Source organism: Paenisporosarcina sp. HGH0030 (assembly GCF_000411295.1).
GTDB lineage: Bacteria > Bacillota > Bacilli > Bacillales_A > Planococcaceae > Paenisporosarcina.
In genome coordinates, this window is record NZ_KE150421.1 from 1,297,511 (window position 1) to 1,308,824 (window position 11,314).

The window sequence follows — 11,314 nt, forward strand, 5'->3', positions numbered from 1 at the left end:
TCCGCCTTTCTATGCATAAATATTTTCAAGTTGGTCTTTGTATTGAATTTCATAAATCCGCTTATACAAACCTTGTTGTTTTATCAATTGATCATGCGTACCTCTTTGAACAATCTTCCCATGCTCAAATACAATCAACTCATCTGCATGTTTCACAGATGAAATCCTGTGAGCAATAATAAACGTTGTACGGCCTTTCATCACTTCTTCCAAAGCCTTTTGAATGTGAAGTTCCGTTTTCATGTCTACAGCACTTGTTGCATCATCTAGCACCAAAATTGCAGGATTCTGGCATAATGCCCGAGCGATTGCAATTCTTTGTTTTTGCCCGCCTGATAAACCGAGTCCCCGCTCCCCTAACATCGTGTCATAGGTTTCAGGTAGCTCCATTATAAAATCATGGGCATTGGCACGTTTAGCTGCATCGATAATTTCATCCATCGTTGCATCAGGACGACCATATGAAATATTGGCTTTAATCGAAGATGAAAATAAAAATGATTCTTGAAGAACAAAGCCAATGTTAGAGCGCAGTGAGGTAAGCGAATATTCATCGACAGCAATGCCATCAATTTTAACTGTTCCCGTTGTCGGTTCGTAAAAACGCGTTAACAGTTGTGTTAAACTCGTTTTACCTGAACCCGTTGCACCTATTAACCCAACCCGTTTTCCAGCTTCCACTTTCAAATTCACTTCTTCAAGAGCTAATTGATCTTCTTCACGATATTGAAGAGTGACATTTTCAAACGCTACATGTCCTTTCATTCTTGAACCATCGATTGCATTTTCTTTGGATGTAATCGGTTCGGGTGCTTCCAGCACTTCCAGTAAACGCTCTCCGGATGCTTTTGATTGAGAGAAAAGATTGACCGTGAAACCTAAGTTCATAATCGGAAAAATAATGTAACCCAATAAGCTGTAGAATGCCACTAAGCGCCCAACACTTAATTGACCTTCCATAACTAGGAAGCCCCCGTAGCCGAATAAGAAGACCACGCTGATATTTCCGAGGAATTCCATCACAGGAAAGTACTTTGCCCAGATTTCAGTTGTAAATAAATATCGATCTTTATAGTCACCGTTTGAATTGTTAAATTTGTTAATTTGGAACGATTCACGGGAAAGTGATTTCACTGTATGAATCCCGCTAATGTTTTCTTGAACATTCGTATTTAATTTACCGAATGATTTACGGATGTCCCTGAAAGCCGGATGCACCAATTTATCGAATCGTAGCACTGCTACAACTAATAAAGGCATGGCGGCCATCGACACAAATGTTAATGAAACTGAATAATAAAACATAACGCAAAGCGAAACGGATACTAAAAACACCAAACGGAACAACTCAACGAATCCGAACGATAAGAAGAACCTGAATCCTTCTACGTCAGCTGTCAGTCGGGACATTAAGTCTCCCGTTTTTGCATTATCGTAATACGAGAATGGCAAACGTTGCAATTTAGCATATAACGCATTTCGCAATTCATAGACCGAGCGAATTCCGAACATATCCCCCGTGTATTGCCCAATGTACGTGGCAATTCCTTTGATAATCATAAGACCCATGAAAATCCCAGCAAGTTTCCATGCCAAATCATATTCTTGCCCCTTAATTACACGGTCAATGGTTTGTTGCAAGATGATTGGATAGGCAACTGTAATTAACAAGGTGACCAAGAGCATGAACAAGGACCAAAAGAATAAATGTTTATTTGGCCAGTAATACTCTTTCAATTTTTTGAAAATTCCCAAGCTGTTTCCCCCTAATTCGAAAGACATAGTATTTAATATATCGGATTCCGAAATAAATGACTACCCCCTTTTGACTGATATTTTACAAAACTTTAAATTTTCTTTTTTATTGTCTGGTTTTTATTATCAAATCTTCGAAATTGGACATCATCCCCAATAAAAAAAGTGCTCAACATAAAAGAATTACCAGGATCTTTACATCCCTGAATTCGATTATGCTGAGCACTTCTTCATTCAATTAAAATGGATTATGAATTACGCATTTCATCTAACACGCGGTTGACACGTTTTTCAAGCATTTTCATTCCACTACCACCCGCTTGGAAATGACGCAGTTGACCAGATTTATCAAATACGTAGTATGCAGGTACATATTGATTATCAAAAGCATCGGTTAATTTCATGTCACTATCGACAAAAATTGGTTGTGTGATATCGTGTTCTGCAGCATTCTTCTTGATATCTTCCAGGTCCATATCTTTCTCTGAACGTGGCATATGGACTGCTAGTACATTCAATTCACCTTTATATTGATCACGGAAAGCATTTACTTCTGGCATTGCCTCTTTACATAGTCCACAGCTTACAGACCAGAAATGAATAAGTGTTGGCTTGTCGCCAATCAATTGTTTTTTAGCAACTTTTCCATTGAGCCATGCAGTTGCGCCTGTTAAGTCAGGCATTGGTGAACGTAATTTCATTGTATTTCCTCCTCAATGATACATGTAAAAATTCCCCACTGCGTATCGTATGCGTGGGGAATCGTGGGTGTCTAATTAATCTAGTGCATTGACAAAGGCAAAATTCATGAGCCCCATTCAATCAATTAAAGAGTTTTTTGTCCTGGACGCCAGTTTGCTGGGCAAAGACCACCAGTTTGAAGAGCTTGTAATACGCGAAGAGTTTCATCCACGTCGCGACCAATGTTATTGTGGAACACTGTTTGATATTGCATTTCACCTTCAGGGTTTACGATGAATAATCCACGAAGAGCAATACCTTCTTCTTCAATCAATACACCATATTCACGTGATACCACATGGTTAGTGTCTGCAGCCAATGGATATTTCAATTCGCCTAAACCGTTGTCTTGACGAGCTGTGTTAATCCAAGCTAAATGAGTGTGGATAGTATCTGTAGAAACACCGATAATTTCAGCGTCTAAATCTTCAAATTCATCATAGCGGTCTGACATTGCTGTGATTTCAGTTGGACATACAAAAGTGAAATCCATTGGATAAAAGAACAAAACTGTCCATTTGTCTTGCTTCATGTTTTCTTCCAAGCTTACTTTACCGAAAGACTTATCTGCTAGCACTGCGTCCATTGTAAAATGGGGTGCTTGTTTACCTACCATACGTTCAGTCATGTGAAAACCTCCAAGAAATATTTATCTGCTAACGAATTGTATTCGTTATTAGCACAATTTAAAGGATAACAAAGTCCCTGCTGCAAATCAATTTATCGGCTTTCAACTAGCACTAGGAAAAAATTTTTTCGTCTAATTCGTGTCGAATGCTTAGTATGTTCACCTTGAGATAATCTATTCAAAGAAGAAAGTAGAAACCTTTAATATCTTTATCTTAAATTAAGGATCTATCCTTCTTTATAGCATATACGGTTGTTTATCCTATATTTGCGCTAGGTGCAAATGCACACTGCGTTTTTCATTCAAAGTATCAACAGGTTTAGTCAAAAAAAAAGACCCTCAGCAACCTTATGTTAAAGGTCGTTTAGGTCGCAATTCACAATATTCACAAGTTGGATCTGTGCATGCTTCTTCTCTCCATGCATTGCAAGATTCGCAGTAACAAGCATCATATTCATCATGATAGGACAACGGTTCAAAACAATCATTACAATAATCCACGATTTCATCATTGGCAATAACACGGTTTTTCACCAATAGAAAGGTGCCTTCAATTTGTTTTTGTGATTTTTTATTTTGTCTTGCTTTAGGATCCAAAAATAACATCATGGTTCTTCCCATAAACGTCACTCCTTCCGTGTTTCATGTTAACATATATATATGAAAGAAAAAATAGTGGAGGTCTTGAAAATGGATTCAACTGCCAAAATACAGCCTCTAACTTTGAAGCAGGCTTACATGTCTTTTCTTTTTCCATTCTCATTCCATGAAAAAGAGCGGGAAAATCTTGCGGATCATTTACGAAAAAACCATTTCACCTTCTTTTCATTAAATCAAAAAGACTTACAGAGTGGGTTTTATGGTGAAGGTATTGAAGTAAAACATGAAGAACTGGATCAATATTTTTTACCGTTTCTTGAACGAAAACTATTTCCCAAACGCACTGATCAACAAGGATTTCTTCGATTCTCGAAGAAAGTCAATGAATCGTTCAATTTGGATGTTCATGACACATCGTTTTCTTTTTTGGTGAACAGTATTGATGTCATGATTTGCCCTTTTGGTATAGGTCTCATAACCATTCGGACAGAGATGAATAAAGAACTAGAAGAATTATGTGAAGTGCTAGATTATATGAATCATTTTCGAGTGTTGGAACCGAAGCTCGATGAAGAAAAAGGGGCTACAATTCGAAAAGGTGATCGTGAATTCAACACGACAAATGAATTTGTATTTAGCTACCTCTGTCCTTCCCTTAAAGCCTACATCATTCATGACGATAAACGTGCAGGTTACTTCGGAAGCCTTCCCTTCTTTGAAGATGAACGAATGCTTTCTTCAGGTTTTTTCATTACGGACGGTGAAGATCCGATAAGTGGGGACCACTTATTTCGAATGGGTCAGTTGGATGGTAAAAATCCGGAAGGGCGTCCCTTCATGTCGAGTACAAATGCCGAGTATATCGAGCGTTACGTACAAAATCATGTGCACGACCGTTGGGCACCCGATTCTTATACGGTTACTTCAGATCATGCCCAAATCACGGTTTCAAATAAATCACGAGAACAACTGGCGAGACCACTATCCCAATTCATGGGAACGCATCACTATAATTTACTACTTCATTATTTTTACAAAATCATGTTGTTGCGTATGTCATTTGAGTATAGTGAGGTACAGTGGGAACAGGACGGAGATTATGTGGAAGAGTTGATTGAACTGATATCAAAGTTCTCCTCTAGGTATTATTTTGGAGAAGTTTCTGCACGTACAGAAGGAAAAGAATTAACCAGGACATACCGTGATACGTTTCATTTGAATTCTTTATATGAAGAAGTTAAACAAACATTGCACGAGCTTTATCGTGCCCAAGAAAATCAATCAAATAAACGCCATAATATGTTGTTATTCATGCTTACCGTCTTTACAGTAGTTTCCGGTATTTACGGAATGAACTTGGTCATCGAAGATTGGAAAGGAAAAACAGATTGGTCGAAGGTCCCTGGCTACTCATTTTTCGAATGGATCTCACTCATTACCGCTTTGGCTGGTATTTCACTATCAGCAATCTTATTGGCTACAACAGGCGGAAAAGGTCTTTGGAAGAAATTCAGAAAATGGAAACGCGATCAATACAGATAACGCATTAATTCACTTCTCATCTTATGATGGGAAGTTTTTTTATAAATAGACTTGAAAAAATTGGTGGATTTTGTATAATAAAAGACGTTTATAGTAAACTTAAAGTATTGTGATAGTAAACTTACATAAACATTGGTTGCTATTAATCACACCTGCGAGGAGCATCTCTTTATGCAAATTGGAAACAAAATTAAGAGTTTGCGCATCAAGAAAAGGTTAACTCAGGAAGAATTAGGTGAACGTACCGATTTGAGTAAAGGCTACATTTCACAACTGGAGCGAAATTTGAATTCCCCATCAATTGAAACGCTTTTTACTTTACTGGAAGTGCTCGGAACTAAACCGAAAGATTTCTTTGATGATGAAAAAAATCAACGCGTTGTGTATTTGGAAGAAGACCAAACCGTTTATTGCGATGAAGACAAGAAGTATCAAATTCGGTGGCTTGTCCCTGAATCAAACGACAAAGAAATGGAACCGGTTCTCGTGAAATTTTTTGAAGCAGGGGAATATAAGCAATTCGAACCTTCTTTATCAGAAACTTTTATGTATGTCTTAACAGGCAATGTACGTCTCGTTCTTGGATCGCATGAATTTTACGCAAAAGAAGGACAATCCCTATACTTTGAAGCTTCAGATCATCATCAATTATCCAATCACCACAACGGGGAATCAGAAATATTAATTGTTGTTACACATTCTTACTTATAAATCAGGAGGTCAATCATGACAGACACTACGATTATCCGCTTTGACAACGTCACAAAATCATACGACAGCGCGACACCTGTGTTAAACAATGTGAGCTTTGAGATTGAACGCGGAAAATTTTATACATTACTCGGTCCTTCCGGCTGTGGAAAAACGACGATATTGCGATTGATTGCCGGATTCATGGAACCGACCAGCGGCGAAATATATTTCAATGGCAAAAAAATCAACCATGTGCCCGCAAATGAACGACAAGTCAACACGGTTTTCCAAGACTATGCCCTCTTCCCTCACTTAAATGTATTTGAGAATGTGGCATTTGGATTACGTATCAAGAAGTTAAAAAAAGACGAGATTAATCGTCGAGTATTAGAAGCTCTTAAGTTTGTTAATTTAGTAGGATATGAGAACCGTGAAATTATCGAAATGTCTGGCGGACAAAAACAACGTGTCGCAATCGCACGCGCTATTGTAAATGATCCGGAAGTTATCTTACTCGACGAACCATTGTCTGCACTTGATTTGAAGTTGAGAACGGAAATGCAATATGAACTTCGTGAATTGCAACAGCGACTCGGCAAGACCTTTATATTTGTTACACATGATCAGGAAGAAGCCTTGGCTATGTCAGATGAAATTTTTGTTATGAATGCAGGAGTCATTCAACAAAGCGGTACACCCATGGATATTTATGATGAACCTATCAACAGATTCGTGGCAGATTTCATTGGAGAATCCAATATCGTTCCAGGAGTGATGATTTCCGATTACCATGTACAATTTGGCGGAAAAGAATTTGAATGTGCGGACAAAGGTTTGTCGTCGAACGAGAAAGTAGATATCGTCATCCGTCCGGAAGACTTGGAAATTACTACTGTTGATCGAGGAAAAATGACCGTTAAAGTAGACACACAATTATTCCGGGGAGTTCACTATGAATTATCTACCTTCGATAAAGAAGGCAACGAATGGCTCGTCCATTCGACTAAAAAGGCAGCAGTAGGGGAAGAAATCGGCTTGGATTTCGAACCGGAAGCGATTCATGTCATGCGTTTGAACGAAACAGAAGAAGAATTCGACAAGCGTCTAGAATCGTATGGAGAAGAGCACCATGCAAAATAACACAAATCGTTCCTTTTATTTAGTTCCTTATATTGGCTGGATGCTGCTCTTTGTCATTGCACCAATTGTACTTGTTGTTTATTTTTCGTTGTTTGATTTACATGGGAATTTTTCATTCGTAAATTATCAGAATTTCTTTACTTCTGTATATTTGAAAATGACCTTAAGCTCGTTTTGGTATGCTTTTCTTATTACTGCTTTCACCTTAGTCATTGCATATCCCACTGCTTACTGGTTGACCAAAACAAAACATAAACAATTATGGTTACTGCTTATCATTATTCCTTCATGGATTAATCTGTTGTTAAAAACATATGCCTTTATTGGTATTTTTGGTGTAATTGGCCCTATAAATCAACTGTTCGATACATTGGGGATTGGCACAAAACAAATTCTCTATACTGATTTCAGTTTCATTTTCGTTTCAGTCTATATTTTTATTCCATTCATGATTTTACCGATTTTTAACTCTCTCGATAAAATGAATCATTCGCTGATAGATGCCGCCCGCGACCTAGGCTCATCTACATGGACAACATTTACGAAAGTGATTTTCCCATTAACAATCAATGGTGTGAAATCTGGAATTCAGGCTGTATTTATTCCTTCCCTATCGTTATTTATGATTACCAGACTGATAGCTGGTAACAAGGTCATTACGCTTGGCACAGCGATCGAACAACAATTTTTAGTGACTCAAAATTGGGGAATGGGTTCGACCATTGCCGTATTCTTGATTTTATTTATGGTTATCATCATGATTTTAACTGGTCAAAAAGAGAAGGGGGCGCTTTCAAATGGACAGATCAAGTAAATTATCAAAAGTTTATTTAGCACTTGTTTTTGTCATTCTGTATACGCCTATCTTTTACTTGATCTTTTACTCATTTAATAGTGGTGGTACCATGTCAAGTTTTAAATCCTTTACCTTTGAACACTATAAGGCAGTTTTTGCCGATACACGACTCATCATGATTCTGATTAATACGGTTATTGTTGCATTATTATCTGCACTCCTTTCCACTGCAATTGGGGTAATCGGTGCTATCGGTATAATATTTTTAAAAAACCGTAAATCCCGTAATGCACTGTTGTCCCTTAACAATGTGCTGGTTGTCAGCCCTGACGTAATCATAGGGGCATCATTCTTGATCTTATTTACAATGGTCGGAGTGAAATTGGGCTTTGCTTCGGTATTGATATCACATATCGCGTTTAGTGTCCCAATTGTGGTCATTATGGTCTTGCCAAAATTACAGGAAATGAGCAGCACTTTGATTGATGCAGCACTCGATCTTGGCGCTTCAAAACGTGATGTATTGAGCCGTGTAATCATTCCATATATTAAACCCGGGATATTTGCGGGATTCTTTTTGGCCCTGACATATTCACTGGATGATTTTGCCGTGACCTTCTTTGTAACGGGGAATGGTTTTTCCACCCTGTCCGTTGAAATATATTCCATGGCACGTGCAGGCATCACATTAACGATTAATGCATTATCGGGTCTTTTGTTTATCGTTACACTACTATTGGTACTAGGTTATTACTTCGTGACGAATCGCACAAAAAACCCGCTTAGAACGGGGGTTTCTAAATGAAAGATATCATTCGTGCAGTTATAGCGATACTCATCATTTGCACAGTTTTATTTTATGTCAATAACCAACTGAACAAATCCACAGGAAGAGCTGGAAGCGATACAATCAGCGTTTACAACTGGGGAGAATATATTGACCCTGAACTCATCAAACGATTTGAAAAAGAAACAGGTATCACAGTTGTTTATGAAACATTTGAATCGAACGAAGCGATGATGACCAAAATCGAACAAGGTGGTACTTCTTATGATGTGGCCATGCCTTCCGAATATACGATTGAAAAAATGAAAGAAAACGATTTATTAATTCCGATAGATCATAGTAAAATACCTAATTTATCAAACATAGACCCTTACTTCCTTGACTTACCTTTTGATCCTGGCAATGAATATTCCATTCCTTATTTTTGGGGAACAGTTGGAATCGCCTTCAATCCAAAACTGTTGGATGGTCAAACATTTGAAAGTTGGGAAGATCTGTGGGATCCATCTTTAAAGCAGGAAGTCATTTTAGTTGACGGTGCACGTGAAGTAATGGGTATGGGTTTGAATACTTTGGGATATTCACTCAATACAAAAGATGAGCACCAACTTCAAGAAGCTACGGATAAATTAAAAACCCTATCCCCCAATATTAAAGCCATTCTTGGTGATGAAATTGTGGAAACGATGCGACGCAGTGAAGCAGCTGTAGCTCTGGTGTGGTCAGGACAGGCTGCTGACATTATGTATGTCAATGAAGATATTGACTATGCTGTTCCTAAAGAAGGATCAAACTTATGGTTTGATAATATGGTTATTCCGAAAACGGCAGCGAACGTAGAAGGTGCTCATAAATTTATCAATTTCATGCTTGATCCAGAAGTAGCTGCGCAAAATGCAGATTATGTAGGATACTCGACACCTAATGAAAATGCCATTCCACTGATGGATCCTGAAGTAACTGGGGATGAGCGTTTTTATCCAACTAAGGAGATGCGGGAGCGTTTGGAAGTCTATAAAAACCTGGGATTGGAAACTCTCGGTAGGTACAATGAGTTGTTCTTGGAATTTAAGATGGATGCCCAGTAATCATTAAATCAACTCCCTTTTATAGAGATAAAACCTCTATTTGCTATACGAAACCTGCTCATTTTTGGGCAGGTTTTTGTAATGGCTTTTTATTAATTGTGTGTTAAAATTTTAGATACTCGAAACAGTTTGAGCAAGAAAGTAGGATGTATAATGGCAGGTAAATCAAATCGCTTTGCACTTTTTGTGCTGATGTTTAATATGTTCATTGCCATGTCAGGAATTGGCTTAATTATTCCAATAATGCCAGATTACTTGGAAACCTTTGGTGTGGCTGGTCAGGCACTTGGATTTTTGATCGCCATGTTTGCCTTTTCCCAATTTTTATTTTCTCCTTTAGCCGGAGACTTATCAGATAAATATGGTCGTAAGTATTTAATTATTGTTGGACTTGTCATATTCGGTTTGTCTCAACTGATGTTCGGATTAGCGTCAGATTTATGGATTTTGTATTTGGCAAGGTTCTTTAGCGGTGTCGGTTCGGCGTTTATCGTTCCGCCAATGATGGCATTCGTCGCGGATATTACGACTGAAGAAGAGCGTGGAAAAGGAATGGGATTGCTTGGTGCTTCAATGTCCCTTGGCTTTATGATTGGGCCAGCAATCGGTGGCTTATTGGCAGAAGTAAGCCTTCGTTTTCCTTTTTATGTGGCAACTAGCGCAGCATTAGTGGCAGCAGTCATATCAATGTTTGTGTTACCTAAGACAGCACCAGCTGTTCAAACTGGTAAGCCAACTAAACGAGAGAACTTATTCAAACAAATGAAACATTCAACGACCACACCGTATTTTGTCATGTTAATCGTAATGTTTGTATTTTCATTTGGTCTAGCAAATTTTCAGTCAACGATAGCTTTATATGTGGATAAAAAATATGCATTTACCCCAGGTGAAATTGCCGTATTAATTACAGCAGGCGGCTTTGTAGGTGTTATTGTTCAGACATTTGTCATCAATAAACTATTCGTGAAGTATGGCGAATTGAAAGTGATTCTAGTGAATCTACTTGTGTCTGCTCTTGCTATGATTTCCGTGCTATTTGTTGATGGTTTCTGGCCGATTTTGATTGTGTCGAGTGTATTCTTTACAGCCGCTTCATTGTTGAGACCTGCATTGAATACACTGATTTCGAAACAGGCTGGCACTGAACAAGGTTTTGCAGCAGGTATGAATAATGCTTATATGAGCTTAGGAAATATGGTCGGTCCGGCCTTGGCTGGAATTTTGTTCGACATCAACATGAACTTCCCTTATATGGCTGGCACGCTTATATTGATTGTTTGCTTCTTCATCGCTTCTCTTACCCAGCGAAAATCGGCAGTTGTCATTTAGTAAATTGGTTCTGTTTAACGATATTGTTAATCAGTAAGGGAATCATCTATAAACATCTGCTCCTGCATCGCTGCGCTAGCTTCGAAACATGAAAGTGCGTTGCATCGCTGCGCTAGCTTCGAAACATGAAAGTGCGTTGCATCGCTGCGCCAGCTTCGTCGCAAAGACTAGACCAATGCTCCTGCATCGCTGCGCTAGCTTCGTCGCAAAGA

11 protein-coding genes are annotated in these 11,314 nt (G+C 38.4%); 7 read left to right on the forward strand and 4 right to left on the reverse strand.

Annotated elements, in window-relative coordinates; translation table 11 throughout:
* Positions 1-9 precede the first annotated feature (9 nt).
* The 4 genes from HMPREF1210_RS06525 to HMPREF1210_RS06540 form a co-directional block, all read right to left on the reverse strand.
* Positions 10-1,755 (reverse strand): ABC transporter ATP-binding protein, encoded by a 1,746-nt coding sequence (locus HMPREF1210_RS06525; RefSeq protein WP_016427839.1) that lies wholly within the window; start codon positions 1,753-1,755, stop codon positions 10-12.
* A gap of 248 nt (positions 1,756-2,003) precedes the next feature.
* Positions 2,004-2,456, reverse strand: a complete 453-nt coding sequence (locus tag HMPREF1210_RS06530; RefSeq protein ID WP_016427840.1) for a TlpA disulfide reductase family protein — start codon at positions 2,454-2,456, stop codon at positions 2,004-2,006.
* Between the two features lie 125 nt (positions 2,457-2,581).
* Positions 2,582-3,124, reverse strand: coding sequence for a peroxiredoxin (locus HMPREF1210_RS06535; RefSeq protein ID WP_016427841.1), 543 nt, complete (start codon positions 3,122-3,124; stop codon positions 2,582-2,584).
* A 348-nt stretch (positions 3,125-3,472) separates the two neighbouring features.
* Positions 3,473-3,745: a hypothetical protein gene (locus HMPREF1210_RS06540; protein ID WP_016427842.1), complete on the reverse strand. Its 273-nt coding sequence runs from the start codon at positions 3,743-3,745 to the stop codon at positions 3,473-3,475.
* A 69-nt stretch (positions 3,746-3,814) separates the two neighbouring features.
* Between HMPREF1210_RS06540 and HMPREF1210_RS06545 the strand changes: the two genes are divergently transcribed.
* The 7 genes from HMPREF1210_RS06545 (at position 3,815) to HMPREF1210_RS06575 (ending at position 11,102) form a co-directional block, all read left to right on the forward strand.
* Positions 3,815-5,266 carry a hypothetical protein gene (locus HMPREF1210_RS06545; protein ID WP_016427843.1) on the forward strand — a complete coding sequence of 484 codons (1,452 nt, stop codon included), beginning with the start codon at positions 3,815-3,817 and terminating at the stop codon, positions 5,264-5,266.
* 171 nt (positions 5,267-5,437) lie between these two features.
* On the forward strand, positions 5,438-5,977 hold the full coding sequence (locus HMPREF1210_RS06550; protein ID WP_016427844.1) for a helix-turn-helix domain-containing protein: 540 nt from the start codon (positions 5,438-5,440) through the stop codon (positions 5,975-5,977).
* A gap of 15 nt (positions 5,978-5,992) precedes the next feature.
* Positions 5,993-7,099, forward strand: a complete 1,107-nt coding sequence (locus tag HMPREF1210_RS06555) for an ABC transporter ATP-binding protein (RefSeq protein ID WP_016427845.1) — start codon at positions 5,993-5,995, stop codon at positions 7,097-7,099.
* A complete protein-coding gene (locus HMPREF1210_RS06560) occupies positions 7,089-7,913 on the forward strand; it encodes an ABC transporter permease (protein WP_016427846.1) in 825 nt (274 codons plus the stop codon). The genes HMPREF1210_RS06555 and HMPREF1210_RS06560 overlap by 11 nt, the downstream gene beginning before the upstream one ends.
* The gene (locus tag HMPREF1210_RS06565; RefSeq protein WP_016427847.1) at positions 7,897-8,700 is read left to right on the forward strand and encodes an ABC transporter permease; all 804 of its coding nucleotides are present in this window, start codon (positions 7,897-7,899) and stop codon (positions 8,698-8,700) included. The genes HMPREF1210_RS06560 and HMPREF1210_RS06565 overlap by 17 nt, the downstream gene beginning before the upstream one ends.
* On the forward strand, positions 8,697-9,770 hold the full coding sequence (locus HMPREF1210_RS06570; RefSeq protein WP_016427848.1) for a PotD/PotF family extracellular solute-binding protein: 1,074 nt from the start codon (positions 8,697-8,699) through the stop codon (positions 9,768-9,770). The genes HMPREF1210_RS06565 and HMPREF1210_RS06570 overlap by 4 nt, the downstream gene beginning before the upstream one ends.
* A 153-nt stretch (positions 9,771-9,923) precedes the next feature.
* Positions 9,924-11,102, forward strand: coding sequence for a tetracycline resistance MFS efflux pump (locus tag HMPREF1210_RS06575; RefSeq protein WP_016427849.1), 1,179 nt, complete (start codon positions 9,924-9,926; stop codon positions 11,100-11,102).
* The last annotated feature ends 212 nt before the right edge of the window (positions 11,103-11,314 follow it).

Bases quoted from the DNA above. Each gene is read 5' to 3' on its own strand.
- HMPREF1210_RS06530 (WP_016427840.1), bottom strand. From the start codon at position 2,456: ATGAAATTACGTTCACCAATGCCTGACTTAACAGGCGCAACTGCATGG.
- HMPREF1210_RS06535 (WP_016427841.1), bottom strand. From the start codon at position 3,124: ATGACTGAACGTATGGTAGGTAAACAAGCACCCCATTTTACAATGGAC.
- HMPREF1210_RS06540 (WP_016427842.1), bottom strand. From the start codon at position 3,745: ATGGGAAGAACCATGATGTTATTTTTGGATCCTAAAGCAAGACAAAAT.
- HMPREF1210_RS06545 (WP_016427843.1), top strand. From the start codon at position 3,815: ATGGATTCAACTGCCAAAATACAGCCTCTAACTTTGAAGCAGGCTTAC.
- HMPREF1210_RS06550 (WP_016427844.1), top strand. From the start codon at position 5,438: ATGCAAATTGGAAACAAAATTAAGAGTTTGCGCATCAAGAAAAGGTTA.
- HMPREF1210_RS06555 (WP_016427845.1), top strand. From the start codon at position 5,993: ATGACAGACACTACGATTATCCGCTTTGACAACGTCACAAAATCATAC.
- HMPREF1210_RS06560 (WP_016427846.1), top strand. From the start codon at position 7,089: ATGCAAAATAACACAAATCGTTCCTTTTATTTAGTTCCTTATATTGGC.
- HMPREF1210_RS06565 (WP_016427847.1), top strand. From the start codon at position 7,897: ATGGACAGATCAAGTAAATTATCAAAAGTTTATTTAGCACTTGTTTTT.
- HMPREF1210_RS06570 (WP_016427848.1), top strand. From the start codon at position 8,697: ATGAAAGATATCATTCGTGCAGTTATAGCGATACTCATCATTTGCACA.
- HMPREF1210_RS06575 (WP_016427849.1), top strand. From the start codon at position 9,924: ATGGCAGGTAAATCAAATCGCTTTGCACTTTTTGTGCTGATGTTTAAT.